This is a genomic window from uncultured Acetobacteroides sp. (assembly GCF_963667355.2).
Taxonomy (GTDB): domain Bacteria; phylum Bacteroidota; class Bacteroidia; order Bacteroidales; family ZOR0009; genus Acetobacteroides.
The window spans coordinates 548,374-570,721 of record NZ_OY763328.2 but is presented as its reverse complement, the minus strand read 5'-3'; the positions used below and the strand labels follow the sequence as shown (position 1 = coordinate 570,721).

The following is a 22,348-nucleotide window of genomic DNA, read 5'->3' as shown; positions in this document are numbered from 1 at the left end:
TGTACTAAAATGATTTCATCAAAGATTAAGGCCTTTACTAGCCGATACTGGATATTGCTGCTGCTGGTTTTGGTAAAGTTTGTTCTGCAATTTACGCTGGTCAACCAGGTTTACGAGCTGCACCGCGATGAGTTTCTGTACCTCGACCAGGCTAAGCACCTCGATTTTGGGTTTATCTGCGTTCCCCCGCTTACGTCGCTATTTTCTTCCATTATCTACCTGCTTGGCGGAGGACTGTTTTGGATTCGCTTTGTTCCAGCGCTCTTTGGTGCGCTAACCATTGTCTTTACCTGGCTCATTGTTGAGGCGATGGGCGGAAGCCTATGGTCGAGGGTGCTTGCGGCATGTGCCATCCTCTTCTCGGTTTTGGTACGGCTGAACATCCTGTTCCAGCCCAATGCCTTCGATATTCTGGCATGGACAATGGCCTTCTATTTTTTGATTAAGTACGTTCAAATCGATAAGGCGAAGTGGATTTATGGGCTGTCGGTGGTTGCTGCAATGGGAATCTATAATAAGTACACGCTGGTGTTTTTGCTCTTTGGGCTAGCCGTTGCCATTCTGCTAACCGAACAGCGAAGGCTGCTGGCTAAAGCTTCGGTGTGGAAGGCGATTGGACTACTGGTGATTCTTTTGCTCCCCAACATCCTTTGGCAGGTTGCCCATCACTTCCCTGCCGTAGAGCACATGAAGGCGCTGAAGGCTTCCCAACTCGACAATAACTCGTCCTTGAACTTCCTGAAGGAGCAGGCGATGTACCTGTCGGGATCGATGGCTTTGGCGGTAGCAGGGTTGATTGCCTTTGCCAACTTTAAGCCATTTAGGCCATATCGATTTGTTGGAATTAGCATTGTTGCGGTTATTACGCTCTACGCCTTTCTAAAAGCCAAAGGGTACTACGCCGTTGGATTGTATCCGGTGCTGTTGGCTTTCGGGAGCGTTTACCTTGAGCGCATCCTATCGCTAAAATGGAATAGGATTGTTACCCCTCTGCTGGCTGGCTGCAACCTTGCTGTCTTTATTTTAACCGCTGACTTTATCTATCCTATATCGACACCGCTAGCGATATCGCAAAATCCGGCAGCCTTCGAGAAGATGGGCATGCTCCGCTGGGAGGATGGCAAGAACCATGAGCTGCCCCAGGACTTTGCCGATATGGTTGGCTGGCACGAGATGGCCGATAAGTCGCTAAAGGCCTACCGGATGATACCGAAAGGGGAGAGGCGGAATACCCTTGTCTTTTGCGACAACTACGGGCAAACTGGCGCGCTAAACTACTACAACAGGGGCGCGATGCCAGCTGCCTACGCATTTAATGCCGACTATATCTACTGGCTTCCACGCCTTAAAGCTATTAAAAATGTTATAAAGGTGGGTAGTAAGCCAAGTAAAGATGCGGCTGCAATGTTCCGGGAGGTTAAACTTGTTGGTGTGGTTGATAGTAGGTTTGCGCGCGAGAAGGGAACCGGCATCTACCTGCTGACAGGTGCCAACGCTAGCTTTACCCCGATGTTTTATGCAATGGCGGATGAGCGTATCAATTCGTTGGATATTTTCTAGAAGGGGCGCAACATATTGTGCCCTTTTGGGTGGATAGTTTCCGTAGGGGCGCATCATTATGCGCCCTTTGGAATAGATGGTTAGTAGGGGCGCAACATTTTGCGCCCCTACGTTTAATATCTTAAATAGTAGGTAAACGAAGCCTCTACGCTGCGGTAGTGCGTTAACGGCTGGTTGTCCACCAGCCGCTTAAGGCCGTAGCAGCTGCTCAGGGCTAGCTGGTACTTCATGACGATGAAGCCCAGCTTTATGCTCAAGCCGTAGTCGTCGCGCTCGCGGTTGCTCAGCTTTAGCCTATCGCCGCCAACGTACCTGTCGAAGGAGTGGCTGTAGTAGGGGCCTACTCCCGTAAACACGCGGGCGGTTTTGTAGGGCGATATCACCATTAGATGAATGGGAATATGGAGGCTTGGCATGGAGATACGCCCCATCTCCGAGCGGCTGGTCTTGCTCTTGTACAGCACATCTGCCTGAATCGCCGTTTTCGATTGCAGCCGGAAGAGGAAGGATAGCCCGGCGCTGTAGGTGAATGAGGACTTGTTGTCGAGCGGCCCATCGGTTAGCATAAAGCGGTTGCTGCCAGCGCCGGCGGTAACGCCAATCGCCAGGCGAGGAATGGGGTTGGTGTAGCAGATGTTGGGCTGCTGGGCGAGGAAGAGGACGAGCGGCTTAAGGTTGTCCACCGCAAAGGCCATCCCGGGATAGTCGAGCGTGTTGGCATCGTCTGTAGGCTTGTGGTAGTTGGCCTTTAGTCCGGTGTTGACGTAGAAGTCGGCAATGTGTTTTTGGAGGAAGGGGCTGGTGTCGGTGTGGTGTATCATGTACGAGGGGTTTCGGCGAAGCTTTACCCCTAGGCTATCCGAGGAGGTGAATAGGGACTGGGGAATGGCGATCCCCTTAAGGGAGCCTATGCCCGATACCTCCACGCCCCGAATCAGGTTGGCATGGCCAATCATATCCACGCTAAGCATCGCCTTGATGCTCGTGATGGGAACGGGTGGGCTATTTACAAACTTGCTCGACCCGATAAGGCCCGCCTCCTCGGCGTCGAAGGCCACCACCAGGATCGACCGGCTTGGCCTGTTGCCGCCGGCAAGGATGATGCGGGCCAGCTCGATGATGCCCGATACGCCCGAGGCGTTGTCGTCGGCCCCGTTGTAGATCACCGTATCCTTGCCGACGCTGTAGCCGACGTGGTCGTAGTGAGCCCCAACAACAATGTACTCGTCCTTAAGCGCGGGGTCGCCTCCCTCGATCACCCCAACGATGTTGGTCACCTTTTGGTTGCCGTCGTACTGGTCGTGCCACTCCACGCTGTGGAGGTAGCTGCTGCCAATCGGCTTTAGCCCCACCCGCTTGTACTGCTCCACGATGTACCGCTGGGCCACCAGCAGCTCGTCGCTTTTGTAGGATCGGCCCCGTAGCGAGTCGGCGGCCAGGACTTCGACAACGCTCCGCAGGTTGGACACGGAGGCCTTTTGCTGCCCCCACGCAGGGACCGCGAGAAAAAGTAGGATAAGAATACGATAATTCATTGTTCGATTATTTGATGGTTAGCGTTGCAGCAATGCTGCCTATCTGATTTTGCTTGTCGTAGAGCTCATCCCCTAGCAGGGAGAAGATGGAGGATGGCTTATTTGGTGAAAATGGGGTAGCCGGATGATGCTCTTTTTTTACTCAAAGGATATTTAGGCGATGATTTGTTAACTAGGCTGTAAATGTAAGCATGTTGGGCAAACCTGCAACTCCTGCATCCGCTGTTTTTTGGTGGGTTGATCCACCTCCGTCGGTGGATTATGCCAGCGTCGTCGATAGGTTATGCTTGCGTCGTCGATAGGTTATGCTTGCGTCGTCGATAGGTTATGCTTGCGTCGTCGATAGGTTATGCTTGCGTCGTCGATAGGTTATGCTTGCGTCGTCGATAGGTTATGCTTGCGTCGTCGATAGGTTATGCTTGCGTCGTCGATAGGTTATGCTTGCGTCGTCGATAGGTTATGCTTGCGTCGTCGATAGGTTATGCCAGCGTCGTCGATAGGTTATGCTTGCGTCGTCGGTAGGTTAGGCTTGCGTCGTCGATAGGTTGGGCTACCGTCATCGGTAGGTTATGCTACCGTCGTCGATAGGTTATGCTTGCGTCGTCGATAGGTTATGCTACCGTCGTCGGTAGGTTGGGCTACCATCGTCGATAGGTTAGGCTTGCGTCGTCGGTAGGTTTGGCTATCATCGTCGATAGGTTATGCTACCATCATCGGTAGGTTCGCCTACCATCATCTATTGGGAAATCTGCATCATTAGGCATCCTATAAATCGTTCTGCGCCCGCTGAGCCTCAGCGCCTGGGCGTGTGATGCCGAAGAAATTTTCAAAAAAGGCTCACTTTCCCGTATTTTTTGCTCTATCTTTGGCGCGTCTATCGGGGGTGCCCTAATATTACGGGCTGAGATTATACCCTTTAACCTGATCCAGGTAGTGCTGGCGTAGGGAGTAAAGCGATTTCTTGTTAAAACATTTCCCCCTTTTAATTTTTGGTGTTGGCGCCTCACTAGCGCCCAATGTTTAATTATTAAAAGATTTAATCATGCGCAGGCTAAGCGTATTACTGATGATGCTCTTCGTTGTTAGCGCCCTCTTCACGTGGGCTAACGGCAGCGGAGGCAAAGCTATTTCTGGAACCGTACAGGGGGCCGATGGGGCTCCGCTTGTAGGTTCAACCATCACCCTTGTTGGATCGGGTAGGGGTGCTACCACCAACGACAGGGGCTTTTACCGGCTAACGAACGTGCGCGAGGGGGCGTACACCTTACGGGCAAGCTACATCGGGTACAAGACCAAGGAGGTGAAGGTTGACGTTAAGGGCAGCGTTACCCTAAACATCACCCTCGAAGCGCAAAGCGTGCTGGGCAGCGAGGTGGTGGTATCGGCCACCCGCGCCTCGAAGCGCACCCCCATGGCCTTTACCGATCTTAAGGCCTACGAGATCAAGCAGCATAATACCGGCGGCGATGTGGCGCAGATCTTCGAGTTAACGCCGTCGTTTGTGGCCACCACCGAGAGCGGTATCGGCATTGGCAACACCTCGTTCAGCATCCGCGGTACCGATGCCTCGCGCATCAACATCACCGTTGATGGCTTTCCGATTAACGACCCGGAATCGCAGCAGGTGTTCTTCGTGAACATGCCCGACATCACCTCGTCGGCCAGCAGCGTGCAGATCCAGCGCGGTGTGGGAACCTCTACCAACGGATCAGGCGCGTTTGGGGCTACCGTAAACTTCCAAACCGGGGCGCTGAGCAGCGAGCCCTACGCCGAAATTAGCAACTACCTAGGCTCGTACAACTCGTATAGGGGTAATGCTTTAGTCGGAACGGGTATTATCAACAACCGCTTCAGCTTCGACGCGCGCATCTCGCGCGCCAAGAGCGATGGCTACATGGATAGGGCAACCTCCGACCACAAGTCGGCGCAGGTGTCGGGTACCTACTACGGCGATAGAAGCACCCTGAAGGCAAGCGTAATTTACGGTGAGGAGCATACCGGCATCAGCTGGACTGGCGTGCCCAGCAGCGTTATCGACACCAACCGCACCTACAACCCCGAGGGCATCTACTACGACAGCAAGGGCGTTCGCCACATCTACGACAACCAAACCGACAACTACAAGCAGACGCACTACCTGGTAAGCTACGCCAATAAACTTACCGACAAGGCAACGCTGAACCTTGGCTTCTTCTTTACTCACGGCGAGGGCTACTACGACAACTATAAGGACGATGCCAAGTTCAAGAAGTACGGTCTGCCCAACGTTACCGTCGATAACGTTCTCTACAAGAAGAGCGACTTTATCGTTCAGAAGTGGCTGGATAACGACAACCTCGGATCGACCATCTCCCTGAACCTTGCGCCAACCGAGAACCTCGACATTACGGTTGGGGGGGCGGCAAGCCGCTTCACCAACGATCACTTTGGAAAGATTATGTGGGCGGAGCTAAACCACGGCATTCCGGCCGAGTACGAGTGGTACCGAAACAAGGCAACAAAGGATGATGCCAACCTATACGCCAAGGCCAGCTGGAAGCTAACCGATGCGCTAAGCGTATTTGGCGATCTCCAGTTCCGCTACGTTGGCTACCGCCTCAAGGGGCCTGATGACGACCTTGTTGATGTCACCCAGAACCACTACTTCAAGTTCTGGAACCCTAAGGCGGGGGCGTTCTACACCATCAACAAGGAGAATAGCGTGTTCGCTTCGGTTTCCATCGCCAACCGCGAGCCAACGCGAACCGACTACACCGATGGGCTGAAGCTGAACGGCAACCAAACCTCCGAGCGTATGGTAGACTACGAGGTAGGCTACAAGTATGCTGGCGATGTTGCCAGCCTAGGGGCAAACCTTTACTATATGGACTACAAGGATCAGCTGGTGCTTACCGGAAGGGTAAACAACGTGGGCGATGCTATCCGCGAAAACGTGAAGAGCAGCTATCGCGCAGGTATCGAGCTGATGGCTGGGGTGAAGATTGCGAATGCCCTAAAGTGGGAGGGGAATCTTACCCTTAGCCGCAACAAGATTAAGAACTTCGTCTACTCGGTGGAACTCTCCGATCTTGCTCCCAGTGGCGATTGGGATAACTACGAGATAAAGAGCACCAACTTGGGAACTACCAATATCTCCTTCTCACCAGATGTAATTGGGTCGAGCATGTTTACCTTCGAGCCTGCACGAAACTTCAAGCTAGGCTTAACCACCAAGTATGTGGGCAAGCAGTACTACGACAATACGTCGAGCAACCTTCGCAAGCTCGATGCGTATTGTGTGACTAACCTTTTGGGGGAGTATAGTTTTTCGATGCTGGGGCTTAAGAACATTACCCTTCAGCTTGGGGTAAACAACCTCTTCAGCAAAAAGTATATTGCAAAAGCATGGATATACCGTGCCGAGTTTAGAAATGCTCCAGACTATATTGAAGACGGCCTGTTCCCACAGGCAACCCGCAACTACTGGTGCCGTTTGGCGTTGAGGTTCTAAAAGTAGGGAATAGGGAGAAGGGAGCAGGAAATAGTCGCTGTTCCCAACTCTTTCTTGCAAAGCCTTTATTCGTCTTGAATCGTGTGTCGTGTGTCTAATATCTATTGTCTAATGTCTAATATCTAAAGGATATGCTTGCTTGGATAACCGCCAACTATGTAGAGATTATAGGAGCCACCTTAGGGCTGCTCTTTCTGTTTCTCGAAATAAAGGGAAACATGTGGCTGTGGCCTGTAGGGTTGCTCTCGTCGGCATTTTATGTGGCGATATTTTTCTCCGCCAAGTTCTATGCCGACATGGGCTTGCAGGTGTACTACGTGCTTATCAGCATCTACGGCTGGTATAGGTGGTGGTGCGGATCGGATGGCCGCGAGGAGAACGATCTGCCGATTATTTCCCTGAATGTACGTTTGGCCTTAGGGCTATCCTTGGTAACAACCATAATTTTCTTTGGCATAGCAGAAATCCTCAAGCGCTATACCGATTCGCCCGTGCCCTACTGGGATTCGTTTATCTCCTCGTTGAGCATTGTGGCTACCTGGATGCTGGCAAAAAAGATCATCGAGATGTGGTGGATTTGGGTAATTGCTAACTTTGTGTCGCTTTGCCTCTACTTTTGGAAGGGGCTTTACCCATCGGTGGTGCTCTTCTTTTTCTACACGGTGATGTCGTTTGCTGGCTACTATGCGTGGAGGAAGAAGCTCGCCGAGCAACAAGTTAAGTATGATAGAGCCTGATGTTACCGTTATCCTTGCCGATGGGCAGTTCCCTGCTCATCCCATTCCTTTGGCGATTCTGCGCGATGCCCCAATGGTTATCTGCTGCGATGGTGCTGCCCAAAAGCTCATCGGAAGCGGCATCCGCATGCCCGACTACGTGGTTGGCGATCTCGACTCGCTTAATGGGGAACTGCTCGATAGGCTAGGCGATAAGGTAATCCGAATAGAATCGCAGGACTCGAACGACCTGACCAAGGCTTTTGAGCTGGCGTTGTCGCTACGATCAGAAAAGGTGGTGATTCTTGGGGCAACGGGGCTGCGCGAGGATCATACCCTCGGGAATATCTCGCTGCTGGCTCGGTATGCCGAGCAGGCTGACGTACTCATGTACACCGATTATGGTCGGTTTATCGCCATCTCCGAAACAACAACCTTCCCAAGCCACCGGGGGCAGCAGGTCTCCATCTTTTCGCTTACCCCCAGCGCTCCGATAACCTACCAAGGGCTGAAGTGGGATATTGCGGATCGCCCATTACTGTCGTGGTGGGAGGGAACGCTAAACGAGGCGTTGGGAGACCAGTTCACCGTAAGGTTTGACGCGGGGAGGGTGCTTGTCTACCAGGTGTACGGGAATTCAACCAAGTAAGATTATCATAAACTAAAAAGGAGCGCTACCGGGGTAGTGCTCCTTTTTCTATAGAATAGCTTCTGCTTACCTTACGAGGCAGGCTTGTTGTAGCATAGTATCAGCTTCGAATGGCGGGCGTACTCAACGTAAACCTTATCGCCGGGGTTGAAGTGATTCCACAGATCAGCCTTTAGCAGGCGAAAGCTCATGGTGTTGAAAACTTTGGTGCCGTTGATTTCCACCACCAAATTCCGTTTCTTCCTAAGCGAAATCTTCTCCTTGATTATGGCGGTTCCAACAACCTTAACCCGTTCCTTAATATCCCTAAGAATTGCTACGAATTTGTAGGTGAAAAGAATCCCCCAGCCGATAAAGTTTAGCGGTAATCCTACCACAATTCCCCCAATCCCAAGTCCTAAAACAGAAAAAACGATAATCAGCAACGCAGTTGAGCCAGCATAAAACCAGTATCGCTTAGTCAAACCTTTAATGTAGCCACGGAGAATCTGTACCTCGCGCCCCGTTAGGCTGTCAAAGTTGTAGATAAGCATTTTGTACGTGTTTGTGATTGATATTCTAATTCCCTAAATCCAACGGTCGTAAATGTAGGTATTGCATTGTAATAATAAAAGGTAGCGGCGCTATTTTAACGGATGGGACATGCTTGCTTGTGCTGCACTTTTTTCGCTGAAACAGGGGCTTGCACCGGCTGAATCAGGAGAATGCCCGGCAGGGCTGCTTTTGGAATGTTGCCAAACGTTATAATTGTGGTAGAATTGTGGTAGGCTTCCGTAAATGTTAAACGAACTTAGTAGATTTGCCGGATAAATCATTACGAATAGGTTTCACAAAAAACCAAAGTCATGTCTGTAGAAAGCAACGTAAGGGTGGTTACCACCCATCGTCTCATGGAGATGAAGGCTAAAGGGGAGAAGATTGCAATGCTTACCGCATACGATTACTCGATGGCCCAGATCCTAGATGCCGCTGGCATCGATGTTATACTAGTTGGCGATTCCGCATCAAACGTAATGGCAGGGCACAAGTCTACCCTTCCCATCACGCTCGATCAAATGATATACCACGCACAGTCGGTAGTACGTGCCGTAAAGCGTGCCCTTGTTGTTGTCGACCTGCCCTTCGGAACCTACCAGGGTAACTCGAAGGAGGCGCTTGCCTCAGCTATCCGCATCATGAAGGAGAGCGAGGCGGATGCCGTTAAGATGGAGGGTGGCGTTGAGGTTATTGAGTCGGTGCAGCGCATCCTCTCGGCCGGCATTCCCGTAATGGGGCACCTGGGGCTTACCCCGCAGTCCATCCACAAGTTTGGCACCTACACCGTTCGCGCCAAGGAGAAGGAGGAGGCGGATAAGCTGATTCAGGATGCGCACCTGCTAGAGGTAGCCGGCTGCTTCTCCATCGTTTTAGAGAAGATTCCAGCAACCTTGGCTAAGCAGGTTGCCAGCGAGGTGAAGATTCCGATCATCGGCATTGGCGCTGGCAACGGCGTCGACGGGCAGGTGCTGGTTATCCACGACATGATGGGCATCACCCACGAGTTCTCGCCCCGCTTCCTGCGCCGCTACCTGAACCTCTTTGACGAGATGAAGGGCGCTACCCAGTCCTACATTAAGGATGTGAAGAGCCGCGATTTCCCCAACGATAATGAGCAGTACTAGCAGATGGCTTTCAAACCGGAGAATATTATTTACGAGGATAACCATATCCTTGTCTACAACAAGCAGGCGGGCGATATCGTTCAGGGCGATAAAACTGGCGACAAGCCGCTCTCGGAGGTGGTAAAGGACTACATTAAGGAGCGCGATGCCAAGCCCGGCAACGTATTCCTTGGCGTAACGCACCGCATCGACAGGCCTACCACAGGCGTTATCATATTTGCGAAGACCAGCAAGGCGCTGGAGCGCATGAACGAGCTCTTCCGCGATGGCGGGGTGGATAAAACCTACTGGGCCATCGTTAAGCAGGCGCCAAAAAAGGACGAGGACCTGCTTGTTCATCACCTCTCGCGCAACGAGAAGCAGAACAAGAGCTACGTTTTCGATGCGCCAAAGTCTACCACCAAGGAGGCCAAGCTGAGGTATAAGGTTATCAGCAAAAGCGACAACTACTCGCTGGTTGAGGTGGAGCTCCTCACGGGGCGGCACCACCAGATTCGCGCCCAGCTGGCCAGCATCGGCTCGCCCATAAAGGGCGATCTGAAGTACGGCTTCGCGCGCTCGAACCCCGATGGTGGAATTTGCCTGCATGCCCGCAAGGTGGAGTTCATCCATCCGGTAAAGAAGGAAAAGGTGACCATCGTAGCGCCTGTCCCCGACGACGCGCTGTGGCAGTACTTCGCAAAAGCAGCAGAAAAGGGCATCTAACCCAATAAAATCCCGGCAATAGCGATCTGTTGCCGGGATTTCCTTTTTGATATGGGAGAGATTGTTGGGCTGAAGCTCCGCTTCTTCTCCGCATTTTTCATTTGGGATCGCCAAGTGCAAATTTCCTCCAGGAGTTTTTCGTTTGGGAGCGCCAAATGCAATTTTCTTCCAAGAGTTTTTCATTTCGGAGTACCAAGTGCAAATTTCTTCTAGGCGTTTTTCATTTGGGAGTGTCAAATGCAAATTTCCTCTAGGAGTTTTTCACGCCAGAGCGCCGGGACACATTTTCCTCTCGGAATTTTTCACTCCAGCGTGGCGGGATGCAAAATTCTTCTCGGAATTTTCTACGCCGGCGTAGCGGAATGCAAAATTCCTGTCGGAATTTAACGCGCGGGCGTAGCTGGATGCAAAATTCCGACAGGAATTTAACACGCGGGCGTAGCGGCGTACGTTTTTCCGAACGGAAATTCCGGCTCGTCTTCGTCGCTCGAAGGGGGGCGCTGCTTCATGGCGGCTCCTTTTATAAATATCCAATAATTGCTCGTTCGGTTTTGTTTTTTTATAATTTTGGCCTGTTGAAGTTTCTGTTTGAAGCTTTGTAAACGTTGAAATCTATGAAACTGTTAGTAAAGAACATAAAAAAGCTGGTTCAGGTAGAGGACTTACCCAAAACGTGGGTGGCCGGTAGCGACATGAAGGAGCTACCCTCAATCGATGGCGCATACCTTTACATCTACGATGGCCTTTTTGCCGATTTCGGCCCGATGAGCAGCTGCCCCGACTATCCCGATGCCGAGGTGGTGGATGCCACCGGCTGCATGGTGTTCCCCTCGTTCTGCGACTCGCACACCCACCTGGTGTACGCCGGCAGCCGCGAGATAGAGTACATCGATAAGATTCGAGGCCTTTCCTACGAGGAGATTGCCAAGCGGGGAGGGGGAATCCTGAACTCGGCCGAGCGCCTCCGCGCTGCCACGGAGGACGAGCTCTTCGAGTCGGCCATGGAGCGCATCAACGAGATCATTGCCCTTGGTACGGGGGCCGTGGAGATAAAGAGCGGCTACGGGCTATCAACCGAGTCGGAGCTCAAGATGCTTCGCGTCGCCCGCCGCATTCGCTGCGAATCGCCCATCACCGTTAAGGCCACCTTCCTGGGGGCGCATGCCGTGCCTATGGAGTACCGTGGCCGCCAGTCGGAGTACGTCGAGCTGATCGTTAAGGAGATGATCCCGCAGGTTGCCGCCGAGAATCTGGCCGAGTACATCGATGTCTTTTGCGATAAGGGCTTCTTTACCATCGAGGAAACCGAGCGCATGCTCGAAGCCGCAGCCAAGTACGGCCTTCGCCCCAAAATACACGCCAACGAGCTGGCGCTATCGGGCGGCATCCAGCTCGGCGTTAAGCATTCGGCGCTATCGGTGGATCACCTCGAGTTTACCGGCGATGAGGAGATTGCCGCGCTGCTCGACTCAACCACCATGGCTACGCTGCTGCCTGGTGCCGCATTCTTCCTAGGCATGGATTACCCACCTGCCCGTAAGATGATCGACGCCGGATTGCCCGTTGCCCTAGCTTCCGACTACAATCCTGGCTCATCGCCATCGGGGGATATGAAATTTATCTTAAGTTTGGCTTGTGTAAAGATGAGGATGGTTCCCGAGGAGGCTATCAATGCGGCCACCATCAACTCGGCCTACGCCATGGGGCTGAGCGGCACGCATGGGTCGATTTCTAGAGGAAAGATTGCCAACTTCTTTATCACAAAACCAATTCCATCGTACGAGTATATGCCCTACGCGTATACCCAAAAGCTGGTCGACAAGGTATTTTTAAACGGTAAAAAGATATGATCATGAAGAGAGTTCTAGCGATTATTGCTGTAGCGGCATTGCTGATGCCCGCTTTAAACGTTGATGCGCAAGCTTCGAGCAAGAAGAAGAAGGCTACGTCGAAAACGACCAAAACCTCTACAAAGGCGACCTCTACAAAAAAATCCTCATTAGCGTCTGGCGTATCGTCGATTCTTTCGCTAACGAATACCGACTATTCGAACGGGCTAAAGGATGCGCTAAAGATTGCCGCCACAAAGTCGGCCGAGTCCGCCTCCATGCTCGACGGCTTCAACAAGAATATGGACATTCGCATCCCATTCCCCAAAGAAGCGATTGCGGTTAAGGACTATGCCGTTAAGCTAGGCCTTCAGTCTCAGGTTGATATTTTCGAGGAAAAACTCAACCGTGCTGCCGAAGAGGCTGCTAAGAAGGCTGCTCCAATTTTCTTGGCTGCGATAGTAAAAATGTCGTTTGCCGATGCCGCAAAGATTGCAACAGGCGATAAGAATGCGGCCACCGTATACCTGCGTAGCACCGCAGGCGTAGAGCTGGCCAACCAGTTTAAACCGGTTGTTGTAGATGCCTTGTCGCAGGTTGCCATCACCAAGTACTGGAAGCCGCTTGTCGACAAGTACAACAAGGTAGCCCCATTCCTAGCAAAGGAGCAGGTGCAAGCCGACTTGAATCAGTACGTAACCGATAAGGCTGTAGACGGACTCTTCGTTTTGGTAGAAAAGGAAGAAGCCAAGATCCGTCAGGAGCCCGCTAAGTATGGCTCCGATTTGGTGAAAAAGATCTTTGGAACAAAATAAACCTAATAGTACGTTGCTATGAACCTAAAGCTGATTGAATGTGTTCCCAACTTCTCTGAGGGGAACGATATGGGCATAATTAAGCAGATTACCGACGAAATTGAATCTGTTGACGGCGTTAAGCTGCTCGATGTTGACCCCGGAAAGGCAACCAACCGTACGGTGGTAACCTTCGTAGGTACGCCCGATGAGGTTTGCGAAGCAGCCTTCCGCGCTGCTAAAAAGGCAAAAGAGCTTATAGATATGAGCAAGCATCAAGGGGCTCACCCTCGTTTTGGTGCAACCGATGTGCTTCCGCTAATTCCAGTGGCCAACATCACCATGGACGAAACGGTAGAGTATGCCCGTAAGCTTGCCAAGCGCATGGGCGATGAACTTCAGTATCCAATCTATTGCTACGAAAGTGCCGCATTCGAGCCAAAGCGTAAAAACCTTGCCTTCTGCCGCAGCGGCGAGTACGAGGCACTTCCCGAAAAGATGACCAAGCCAGAGTGGAAGCCCGATTTTGGTCCAGCCACATTTGTTCCTCAAACAGGAGCAACTGCTGTTGGTGCGCGTAACTTCCTTATAGCTGTAAACTTCAATTTAAATACCACCTCTACGCGTCGTGCTAACGCCATTGCGTTCGATGTTCGCGAAAAAGGACGACCAGTTCGCGAGGGCAACCCTGTTACAGGAAAGAAGAAACTCGACGAAAACGGAAAGGAAATCTGGACCCCAGGAACCCTCATGGGAACTAAGGCCATTGGTTGGTTTATCGACGAGTACGGAATTGCTCAGGTATCGATGAACATTACAGATATTAACCAAACTCCGCTTCATGTCGCTTTCGAAGAGGTAAAGAAGAAAGCCGATGAAAGAGGTTTGCGTGTAACAGGTACCGAAATCGTTGGTCTTGTTCCTGCAAGCGTGATAATGGATGCTGGTAAGTACTTCCTTGCAAAGCAGCAGCGCTCTGCCGGTATTGCCGATGAGGAAATCATTAAGATTGCGGTAAAGTCGATGGGGCTAGATGAACTCTATCCTTTCGATCCTCAAAAGAAGATCATCGAGTTGATGATAAAGGATCAAAAAAAGCAGCTTGTTGATATGACCGTTACAGGTTTTGCCAACGAAACCGCATCAGAATCTCCAGCTCCTGGTGGTGGTTCAATTGCTGCCTATATGGGAGCCTTGGGTGCAGCGCTTGGCACCATGGTTGCCAACCTATCGGCTCACAAACCAGGTTGGGACGATCGCTGGAAAGAGTTTTCTGATGTTGCCGAAAAGGGCAAGATGTACATGGATCAGCTCCTGAAAATGGTTGACGAGGACACCAACGCCTTTAATCGCATTATGGATGCCCTTTCCCTTCCCAAAAAGACCGATGAGGAAAAGGCTGCTCGTAAAAAGGCAATCCAAGATGCAACTATATACGCAACGGAGGTTCCCTTAAAAACCATGGAGTTGTGTTGTAACTCAATGGAGGTAATGCTCGAGATGGCAGAAAAGGGCAATCCAAATTCGGTATCCGACGCAGGAGTTGGAGCAATTGCTGCTCGTGGAGGAGTTTATGGTGCTTACCTGAATGTTCGAATCAATGCAAAAGGCATAGAAGACGAAAAATATGCTAGTGACATAGTAAGCAATTCTAATTCTTTGTTAAAAAAAGCATTGGAGTTAGAGTCTAGAATACTAGATAAGGTGATGTTGATAATCGCAAAATAATCGATTTATTAAAGAATAACCCCTTTAAAAAGGAAGTGTCCAGTTGAGGATGCTTCCTTTTTTTATGGTTTGTGGCAATTGTTTCCTCTCGCTATCAAAAAAATGATGAATTAATAAAGAGGTGTAAGTTGAGATTGATAAAAAAAATTTCGATTAGTTGTAAAACTATAATTAAAAGTTTATATTGCGACTGTATAACCAATATTCTAATGTATGAAACGAATAAAGCTGCTACTATTGTCGGCTTTTGTTTGCTTTGGTATATCCAATGCATTTGCGCAAACAAAGGTATCAGGACAAGTAACAAGTTCTGAAGATGGTCAACCGATTCCTGGTGTGACTGTAATCGTTAAAGGTTTATCTGGAGTAGGTACTTCCACCAATATTGATGGAAAGTACACTCTTAACGTTCCTGCTACAGGCAAAGTTCTTGTGTTTAGTTACATTGGTTTCAAATCACAAGAAATAGCGCTTGAAGGTAAAACAACTGTCAATGTTGTCTTAATTTCTGAAACAAAGAAGATTGATGAGGTTGTTGTTACAGCACTTGGTATAACCCGATCTAAACAGGCATTAGGGTATGCTGTTTCTGATGTTAAGGGTGATGAATTAGCAAAAGCAAGAAGCCAGAATGTCCTAAGTTCTTTGTCTGGTCGTGTTTCAGGGGTGCAGATTACTGGAGCTTCAGGCCAGATGGGGGGAGGCTCGAGAATTCAAGTTCGTGGTGTAACATCGCTTACTCAAAACAACCAACCATTATTTGTTGTTGATGGAATTCCTCTTGACAACTCAGACTTTTCTTATGGAGCAACTGGTGGTGGTGGTTACGATTATGGTAACATGGGATCTGACCTTAATTCAGATGATATTGAATCTGTTTCTATTCTAAAAGGGGCATCTGCAACAGCTCTTTATGGCTCTCGTGCTGCTAATGGTGTAGTTATGGTTACTACTAAAAAGGCAAAAGCAGGGGCTCAAAATTGGGGTGTTGCTGTTAACTCTAGTATAACTTGGGATAAGGCTAGCATTCTTCCTGTTTACCAAAAAGAATATGGTGGTGGTGCTACTTTCTCTGATGCTCAGGGAGGAAAACAAGGTTTTTTAACCCAAGTTATTGATGGTAAAGAGTATAAGTTGGTTGCATATGCGACAGATGAAAGTTGGGGGCCAAAGTATGATCCAAATATTAAGGTTCTTAACTGGAATGCTTTTGATAAGTGGGATACTAAAAACTATCTTGTAGAAAAGTCTTGGGTTTATCCAAAGAACGATTACAAGTATTTTTTTAGAACAGGGGTGACATATACTAATAATGTCCAACTTACTGGTGCTACGGATAAAGGATCAACCAGAATATCATACACTAATATGAATGTTACTGGTATCTATCCTAATAGTGAGTTAAAGCGTAATACAATTAACTTTAATGGGAATTACAATTTCTCTAAATATTTAGAGGGATGGGCTACTGCTACATATGTTGTTAATACAGCAACAGGTCGTCCTGAAACCGGTTATGGAGAACGAAATCCAGTTCAGAAAATGTGGCAATGGATTCATACGTCGTTGGATTATAATGACTTAAGTGCATGGCGAAATCCTGATGGAACGCAAAGATCTTGGAATAGAAGTTCTTGGGATAATCCAGGTCCAGAATTTACCGATAACCCTTACTGGTCAAGGTATATGAACTATCAGAATGACCGTAGAGATCGTCTATTTGGAAATACTGGTTTAACACTTACTTTTACATCATGGCTAAAACTAACAGGTCGTCTAGGTGTCGATTTTTATACACTTAAGCAAGAAGAGCGTACAGCAATAGGATCACAATCTTTATCTTCTTACGATCTTTATGTCCGTTCTAACTATGATGTAAATGGAGAAGCATTCTTTAGCATTAACAAACGGTTTCTTGAGGATAAAATTGGTTTAAGTTCAATTTTAGGTTCATCTGTGAATGATCGTCAATTTGATATTACAGGTGGAACAACCGTTGGAGGGCTAGTTATTCCAGAAGTTTATAACTTAACCAATTCTGTTTCAAAGGCAACTTCGAGAGATACTAAGAGCCATAAGAGAATAAATAGTCTTTACTGTAATTTAACACTAGACTATAATCGGCTTGTTTATCTTGATTTAACTGCTAGAAACGACTGGTCTTCTACACTTCCAAGCGGGAATAACAGTTACTCCTATCCATCTGCAAACCTTAGTTTTGTGCTTAGCGAACTAGAGGCTGTTAAGTCTTTTGGTTTTATTGATTACGCAAAGTTGCGTGGGGGGTATGCTCAGGTTGGTAACGATACTGATCCTTACAACTTGTCAAACTATTTTACTGCAGAAACGCCGTTTGGTTCTGATGCTCGATATTCGTTGCCAACTCAACTTGCAAATGCAAAGTTGAAGCCTGAAGAAACAAAGTCTTGGGAAGTTGGCTTCGAGGCTAAATTTTTCAAGAGTAGAATAGGTGTAGATATTTCGTATTTTACAAAAGATACGAAAAATCAAATTGTTCCTATTCAAGTTTCCGGATCAACGGGTTGGGCTAGTTTATGGATCAACGCAGGTAAAATGGAGAATAAAGGTTGGGAATTTCAAGTAAATGGAACTCCGTTAAAGACTAGAAATTTCTCTTGGGATATTACTGTAAATCTATCAACTCTTGATAATAAGGTTGTTGATATTGCAGAAGGTCTAGATTATTTAAATCTAGGTAACGCTCCTTTTAAAGTTCAGGTTGGTGCTTTCAAAGGAATGTCTTATCCTGTAATATATGGTACCGATTTTGTATATGACAAGGATGGAAACAAGGTGTTAAGTACAAGTGGAAGATATTTGCCTTCTGCAGTTAAACCTTTGGCAAATGTTAATCCTGATTTTACAGGTGGTATTACTAATTCTTTCAACTACAAATTTAACAATGGAATTCAAATTGATGCAAATGTCCTTCTTGATATGCAGAAGGGAGGGCATATGTATTACACATCATATATGTGGGGAATGTATTCTGGTATTTTAGCAGAATCTGCCGCTATAAATGAAAATGGCTTTAATATCCGTGATGCTATTAATTACAAATATAGTGACGGTACAGAAGGTTCAACTTGGAAAACTGGAGCTAAAAGTATAGGTGGAGGTGTTGTTCTTGATGGTGTGTATGGTAAGTACAATGCACTTGATGGTACTGTTACTTATCTAAATGCAGATGGAACGACTTCTCAAGTTGCAATAGACAATACTAAAGCAATTGCAGGTTCTCGTTATAGTCGTGACCACTACTCGGGTCCTGATACTCAGAATATATTTAAAACGGATTACTTGAAGCTTCGCGAAATTCGTTTTGGTATAACAATTCCTAAGAAGTGGACTGGCCCAATTTCTGGATTGAGAGTCTCTTTCTTTGGACGAAATCTAAAAACTTGGTTTGCTGATCAACAACACTTCGATCCCGAATACCTTCAAATGGCTGGATCAAATGCGCAAGGTGTAGAAGGAGGTTATCTTCCATCTGTTGCAACATATGGTGTTGGTGTAAACTTTAACTTCTAATTTAAATTGAGAGAATATGAAACAGTTCATAAAATATAGTTTGATTCTAAGTTTTGGAGCACTTCTCTTAGGTGGATGTGATACAAACTTTGAAGGAATAAACACAAGCCCCAATAGGTCAGACGCATCCCCAACTCCATACATCTTTACCTATGCTACTCGTCAATTTGCATATAACTACTATAATGTTTGGTATACTGGACGTCAATCTGGAGTCGCATGTCAGCAATGGTGCCAGATTAACTATACTTCGGAGGATAGGTATCAGTTTCGAGATAATGTAATGAACGAATTTTTTCGTAACTCATACATTTGGATGTTAAACTTTGAGAAAATTAAAGAGTTAAATACCGATCCTGCTACTAAGGGTAACATGTCTGCTTATGGGGATAATAAAATGCAGATTGCAACATGCGATATTATGGAGACATGGATTTTCCAACTCCTTACGGATTCGTTTGGTGATATTCCTTATAGCCAAGCTTTTGATCCTGTAAAATATCCCAAACCAAAGTATGATAAGCAATCTGATATTTATAAGGGAATGGTTGCTAAATTAAAGCAAGCTGTTGCGGATCTTAAAACTTGCTCTAATGGTTGGACATCAGGGGATATAATCTATGGTGGCGATATTGACAAGTGGATTAAGTTTGCAAACTCTCTTCGTCTTCGTATTGCTCTTCGTGCTTCAAAAGTTGATAGAACCTATTTAACAGAAGCTAAAAGCGCAATTACTGATGGCGTATTTAAATCTAATGATGATAATGCCATATTTAATTTTATCGGTACTGGAGAGCCTAATGAGGCTCCAATCTATTTCGGGTTCTTTACCGATAATAGGAATGACTTTACTCTAACAAAGCAGTTTGTAAACTTGCTTAAAGGGATGGATGATAATGATAAAGGTTTTGTGAATCCATTCAACGGAATTATAGATCCTCGTTTGGCTATTTATAGAGGACCTACTATGGATAATAATACCATTGGGGTTCCTTATGGTATGGATGATACCGAAACAGCAGCATTCGTTTCTGCAAATGGCAATGTTATTAATTTAAAACCTGATGGTAAGAAACCGGCATTGTCTCCAGTTAACCTACAGCCAGAATTTGGTTCTGTCTTGCTAGATTATCCAACAGTTTGCTTTATGATTAGTGAAGTAGAAGATAATGATGCAGTTTGGTTCTTGGAGGGGGTTAAGGCATCCTTAGATAAGTGGGGAGTTAGTACTACAGATAAAAATGCATATGTTGCGGCAGTAACAGCAAAGTGGAATGTGGCAACAGTAGATAAGAAGAAGGAAATGCTTATTACATCTAAGTACATCCATTTATACACTCAAGCATACGAAGCGTGGGCAGAGTATCGTAGAACAGGATACCCTAAATCTCTTGTTAAACCTGGCGAAAAAACATATGGGGATATTACTTTCGAGCCTATTCCTGGTTTTGAGTCAGGTAATGACATTGTTGCTCGTTTTTCATATGCAATTTCTGAATATACCTTAAATAAGGAAAATGTCAAAGCGGCAGCTGCTTCTATGGGTAGTGATGCACTATCTGTAAGAGTTTGGTGGGCTGGCGGTGGTAAGCAGTAATGCTTAGTTTTATATAGCAGTTTGTTAAAAGAGGGGCTGGCCGTGAGGTTAGCCTCTCTAATTATTATAATAAAAAGCAAAGGCGATCAAATTGATCGCCTTTGCTTTTTTAGACTTGTAAAAACTAGAGAGCGGACCTTTTTTTTGCTTTTTAATTTACCTATCTAGATCTTCAAAGTCTAAAACAGGAACAAACAATTCGGTCATTTCTTTTAATTCGGTAAACGTGTCGTCTGGAAGAGTAGTGCTTATGTCTTTTTGATTTTGCTTGACATATTCTACTACAGAATTTAATGAGTTGGCAAATTTCTCAAGATCTTCTTTGAAAAGGTAGATGTGATGTTTTTCGTAGTTAAACTTTCCGTTTTTTTGAAGACTTCTTTTACTTTCTGTTATTGTTATGTATAGTTCTGATTGCCTTGTGGCTTTTACATCAAAGAAATAGGTGCGTTTACCAGCTCTAAAGGAATCGGTGTAAATTTCTTCTTGATTCCTTGGGAATTGTTTATTTTCTTGTAGGTCGTATTCAATCATAACTTTCTTTATTTTTTGTTTAATACACTGTAAAATTAACAAAATAATACATATTTAAGATAACTCGAAAGCTTTTTCGTGGCGCTATTTTGATCTTTGAGTTGATATTTTTGTGTTAATTCTTGTTTGCTTATTTTTTATAAAGAGGTTTGTTAAACCGTTGCCAAAACCATACCTTTGCGCGAGTTCAAATACAACGTTCTTTATTATTATGGTAAGCAGAAGACTACTTCGAATTAAGGTTCTAAAGGCTCTTTACGGTCATTTTAAGAGTGGTGACAAAACGATTAGCGGGTCGGAGAAAGAATTGTTCCTAAGCATTGAGAAAACCTACGACCTTTACCACTTCTTAATGCAGCTTTTGGTAGAGGTAGCTGATTTTGCACAAAACCGAATTGATACTGGCAAACAGAAATTTCGTCCAACGGCAGAAGAACGTAATCCTAATACTAAATTTGTAGATAACAAGGTTGTTGCAATTCTGCGTAACAACGAGCAGCTTAGTAAGCGACTCTATCAAAATAAGCTTTCCTGGGAGTGTTATCCAGAAATGATAAAGAAGATGTACAATAGCCTCGTTGCTAGTCCGTACTATGCTAACTATATGAAGGATGGGAATCGTTCCTTCGAACAGGATCGAGCGTTTGCTATAGATTTTTTTACAAGCGAGATTGAAGATTTTGAGGATCTGTACCAACTTCTGGAGGATCAGAGCATTTATTGGGTTGATGAGATTGAGTTTGTACTCGGAATGATCATTAAAACGCTTACTAAGTTTAAGGAGGATCAGGCTTCGTACAAAGGGTTGATGCCTTTATATAAGGATGAGTCTGATGTCGACTTTACTAAGCGGTTATTCCGAAAGGCTACGGTTAATCACGTTCAGTATCGCGAAATTGTTGATGAGTACACCAAGAACTGGGATGTAGATCGAATAGCTTACATGGATATCCTCATTCTAATTGAGGCAATTGCAGAGTTAGTTGAGTTTAAGGATATTCCTGTAAATATTACGATGAATGAATATATTGATTTAGCTAAGTATTACAGCACTTCTAATAGTAGCGTTTTTATTAATGGCGTGCTCGATAAACTCGTAAAAGACCTCATCGAGAAGAAGGTGATCGTGAAAGAGGGATTAGGGCTAATTGATCCATTAAGCATTATATCTGAAGAGTAGCATGCGAGCGTTGTGGCTTATTGTTCTTGGGATTGCTCTATTGAGCGGTTGTGGTGCAAATAACAAGGGCTCAAACAATCAGCAAGGCGGAAGGAAAACACCCCCAATAATGAAGTTTGTTGATGAAACTGCTGATTTTGGTACGGTGAAACAAGGTGAAAAGGTCGTCCTTTTTTATACCTTTGAAAACGCTGGAGGATCGGATTTGGTTATTTATGAGGCGCTGCCATCCTGCGGATGTACAACGCCAAAATATGACACAGCTCCAATCAAGCCAGGTGAAAAGCGAACGGTTGAGGTAACCTTTGACTCCGAGGGATGGAGTGGTACTCAGCAGAAATCGATCACATTTAAAACAAATGGGGTGCCTGACTATGCAACCGTAACGCTTACAGGAATTGTAGAATAACTTTAAATAAATAAGACTCAGAAATGACAAACTTTTCAGCTGTTCTTCTACAAGCTGCTAACCCCAATGGTGGTGGTGGTATAAGCATGCTTATTATGATGGTGCTTATCATTGTTGTGATGTACTTCTTTATGATTCGTCCACAACAGAAAAAGCAAAAGGAACTCGCAAAATTCCGCAGCAGCCTTCAAAAGGGTGATAAAATTGTTACTATTGGTGGCATCTACGGAAAGATTGTTGAAATTACCGATCAGTATGTTACTGTAGATGTAGGTGGAGATGTTCGCATGAAGATGGATAAATCCGCTATTCTTAAGGATATGAGCGACGCTCAGACTCGTTAATTGTAAACATATATAGAAAGGCTTTCGAAATTTCATTGTTTTGATGAAAAGGGAAAGCCTTTTTT

Annotated in this window: 17 protein-coding genes and 1 riboswitch; of the genes, 14 read left to right on the top strand and 3 right to left on the bottom strand. The window is 46.5% G+C overall.

Annotated features, from left to right (window positions below; translation table 11 throughout):
* Window positions 1-9 precede the first annotated feature (9 nt).
* Entirely contained in the window at window positions 10-1,560 is a 1,551-nt protein-coding gene (locus ACHZA1_RS02410; RefSeq protein ID WP_320053644.1) for a glycosyltransferase family 39 protein, read from the top strand.
* Between the two features lie 113 nt (window positions 1,561-1,673).
* Here the strand turns inward: ACHZA1_RS02410 and ACHZA1_RS02405 are convergent, their stop codons facing one another.
* Window positions 1,674-3,095, bottom strand: coding sequence for a M28 family peptidase (locus ACHZA1_RS02405; RefSeq protein WP_320053643.1), 1,422 nt, complete (start codon window positions 3,093-3,095; stop codon window positions 1,674-1,676).
* 869 nt (window positions 3,096-3,964) lie between these two features.
* Window positions 3,965-4,061: riboswitch (TPP riboswitch) on the top strand.
* Window positions 4,062-4,137: 76 nt separating this feature from the next.
* Between ACHZA1_RS02405 and ACHZA1_RS02400 the strand changes: the two genes are divergently transcribed.
* From ACHZA1_RS02400 to ACHZA1_RS02390, 3 genes are all read left to right on the top strand, one after another.
* Window positions 4,138-6,585 (top strand): TonB-dependent receptor, encoded by a 2,448-nt coding sequence (locus tag ACHZA1_RS02400; protein ID WP_320053642.1) that lies wholly within the window; start codon window positions 4,138-4,140, stop codon window positions 6,583-6,585.
* A 131-nt stretch (window positions 6,586-6,716) separates the two neighbouring features.
* The gene (gene pnuC, locus ACHZA1_RS02395) at window positions 6,717-7,322 is read left to right on the top strand and encodes a nicotinamide riboside transporter PnuC (RefSeq protein ID WP_320053641.1); all 606 of its coding nucleotides are present in this window, start codon (window positions 6,717-6,719) and stop codon (window positions 7,320-7,322) included.
* A complete protein-coding gene (locus ACHZA1_RS02390) occupies window positions 7,309-7,950 on the top strand; it encodes a thiamine diphosphokinase (protein WP_320053640.1) in 642 nt (213 codons plus the stop codon). The genes pnuC and ACHZA1_RS02390 overlap by 14 nt, the downstream gene beginning before the upstream one ends.
* Window positions 7,951-8,021: 71 nt before the next feature.
* Here the strand turns inward: ACHZA1_RS02390 and ACHZA1_RS02385 are convergent, their stop codons facing one another.
* Window positions 8,022-8,483: a hypothetical protein gene (locus ACHZA1_RS02385; RefSeq protein ID WP_320053639.1), complete on the bottom strand. Its 462-nt coding sequence runs from the start codon at window positions 8,481-8,483 to the stop codon at window positions 8,022-8,024.
* A 312-nt stretch (window positions 8,484-8,795) separates the two neighbouring features.
* Here ACHZA1_RS02385 and panB point away from each other — a divergent pair, with 312 nt between their 5' ends.
* The 7 genes from panB (at window position 8,796) to ACHZA1_RS02350 (ending at window position 19,816) form a co-directional block, all read left to right on the top strand.
* A complete protein-coding gene (panB, locus tag ACHZA1_RS02380) occupies window positions 8,796-9,611 on the top strand; it encodes a 3-methyl-2-oxobutanoate hydroxymethyltransferase (protein ID WP_320053638.1) in 816 nt (271 codons plus the stop codon).
* Between the two features lie 3 nt (window positions 9,612-9,614).
* A complete protein-coding gene (locus ACHZA1_RS02375; protein WP_320053637.1) occupies window positions 9,615-10,316 on the top strand; it encodes an RluA family pseudouridine synthase in 702 nt (233 codons plus the stop codon).
* A 614-nt stretch (window positions 10,317-10,930) separates the two neighbouring features.
* On the top strand, window positions 10,931-12,166 hold the full coding sequence (gene hutI / locus ACHZA1_RS02370) for an imidazolonepropionase (RefSeq protein ID WP_320053636.1): 1,236 nt from the start codon (window positions 10,931-10,933) through the stop codon (window positions 12,164-12,166).
* 2 nt (window positions 12,167-12,168) lie between these two features.
* Window positions 12,169-12,960: a DUF4197 domain-containing protein gene (locus ACHZA1_RS02365; RefSeq protein ID WP_320053635.1), complete on the top strand. Its 792-nt coding sequence runs from the start codon at window positions 12,169-12,171 to the stop codon at window positions 12,958-12,960.
* Window positions 12,961-12,978: 18 nt separating this feature from the next.
* The gene (gene ftcD, locus ACHZA1_RS02360; protein ID WP_320053634.1) at window positions 12,979-14,667 is read left to right on the top strand and encodes a glutamate formimidoyltransferase; all 1,689 of its coding nucleotides are present in this window, start codon (window positions 12,979-12,981) and stop codon (window positions 14,665-14,667) included.
* A 213-nt stretch (window positions 14,668-14,880) separates the two neighbouring features.
* Window positions 14,881-18,219 (top strand): SusC/RagA family TonB-linked outer membrane protein, encoded by a 3,339-nt coding sequence (locus ACHZA1_RS02355; protein ID WP_320053633.1) that lies wholly within the window; start codon window positions 14,881-14,883, stop codon window positions 18,217-18,219.
* Window positions 18,220-18,235: 16 nt separating this feature from the next.
* On the top strand, window positions 18,236-19,816 hold the full coding sequence (locus ACHZA1_RS02350) for a SusD/RagB family nutrient-binding outer membrane lipoprotein (RefSeq protein WP_320053632.1): 1,581 nt from the start codon (window positions 18,236-18,238) through the stop codon (window positions 19,814-19,816).
* Window positions 19,817-19,972: 156 nt separating this feature from the next.
* Here ACHZA1_RS02350 and ACHZA1_RS02345 read toward each other — a convergent pair whose 3' ends face one another.
* Window positions 19,973-20,350, bottom strand: a complete 378-nt coding sequence (locus ACHZA1_RS02345; RefSeq protein WP_320053631.1) for a DUF3276 family protein — start codon at window positions 20,348-20,350, stop codon at window positions 19,973-19,975.
* 211 nt (window positions 20,351-20,561) lie between these two features.
* Between ACHZA1_RS02345 and nusB the strand changes: the two genes are divergently transcribed.
* From nusB to yajC, 3 genes are all read left to right on the top strand, one after another.
* Window positions 20,562-21,530, top strand: coding sequence for a transcription antitermination factor NusB (gene nusB, locus ACHZA1_RS02340; protein ID WP_320053630.1), 969 nt, complete (start codon window positions 20,562-20,564; stop codon window positions 21,528-21,530).
* Window positions 21,531-21,639: 109 nt separating this feature from the next.
* The gene (locus ACHZA1_RS02335) at window positions 21,640-21,939 is read left to right on the top strand and encodes a DUF1573 domain-containing protein (protein ID WP_320053629.1); all 300 of its coding nucleotides are present in this window, start codon (window positions 21,640-21,642) and stop codon (window positions 21,937-21,939) included.
* Between the two features lie 23 nt (window positions 21,940-21,962).
* Window positions 21,963-22,283, top strand: a complete 321-nt coding sequence (gene yajC / locus ACHZA1_RS02330; protein WP_320053628.1) for a preprotein translocase subunit YajC — start codon at window positions 21,963-21,965, stop codon at window positions 22,281-22,283.
* Window positions 22,284-22,348 lie beyond the last annotated feature (65 nt).

Coding starts and splice junctions, on each gene's coding strand:
- ACHZA1_RS02355 (WP_320053633.1), top strand. CDS start 14,881: ATGAAACGAATAAAGCTGCTACTATTGTCGGCTTTTGTTTGCTTTGGT.
- yajC (WP_320053628.1), top strand. CDS start 21,963: ATGACAAACTTTTCAGCTGTTCTTCTACAAGCTGCTAACCCCAATGGT.
- ACHZA1_RS02365 (WP_320053635.1), top strand. CDS start 12,169: ATGAAGAGAGTTCTAGCGATTATTGCTGTAGCGGCATTGCTGATGCCC.
- ACHZA1_RS02375 (WP_320053637.1), top strand. CDS start 9,615: ATGGCTTTCAAACCGGAGAATATTATTTACGAGGATAACCATATCCTT.
- ACHZA1_RS02410 (WP_320053644.1), top strand. CDS start 10: ATGATTTCATCAAAGATTAAGGCCTTTACTAGCCGATACTGGATATTG.
- ACHZA1_RS02345 (WP_320053631.1), bottom strand. CDS start 20,350: ATGATTGAATACGACCTACAAGAAAATAAACAATTCCCAAGGAATCAA.
- ACHZA1_RS02405 (WP_320053643.1), bottom strand. CDS start 3,095: ATGAATTATCGTATTCTTATCCTACTTTTTCTCGCGGTCCCTGCGTGG.
- ACHZA1_RS02390 (WP_320053640.1), top strand. CDS start 7,309: ATGATAGAGCCTGATGTTACCGTTATCCTTGCCGATGGGCAGTTCCCT.
- hutI (WP_320053636.1), top strand. CDS start 10,931: ATGAAACTGTTAGTAAAGAACATAAAAAAGCTGGTTCAGGTAGAGGAC.
- nusB (WP_320053630.1), top strand. CDS start 20,562: ATGGTAAGCAGAAGACTACTTCGAATTAAGGTTCTAAAGGCTCTTTAC.
- ACHZA1_RS02335 (WP_320053629.1), top strand. CDS start 21,640: ATGAAGTTTGTTGATGAAACTGCTGATTTTGGTACGGTGAAACAAGGT.
- ftcD (WP_320053634.1), top strand. CDS start 12,979: ATGAACCTAAAGCTGATTGAATGTGTTCCCAACTTCTCTGAGGGGAAC.
- ACHZA1_RS02385 (WP_320053639.1), bottom strand. CDS start 8,483: ATGCTTATCTACAACTTTGACAGCCTAACGGGGCGCGAGGTACAGATT.
- ACHZA1_RS02350 (WP_320053632.1), top strand. CDS start 18,236: ATGAAACAGTTCATAAAATATAGTTTGATTCTAAGTTTTGGAGCACTT.
- pnuC (WP_320053641.1), top strand. CDS start 6,717: ATGCTTGCTTGGATAACCGCCAACTATGTAGAGATTATAGGAGCCACC.
- panB (WP_320053638.1), top strand. CDS start 8,796: ATGTCTGTAGAAAGCAACGTAAGGGTGGTTACCACCCATCGTCTCATG.
- ACHZA1_RS02400 (WP_320053642.1), top strand. CDS start 4,138: ATGCGCAGGCTAAGCGTATTACTGATGATGCTCTTCGTTGTTAGCGCC.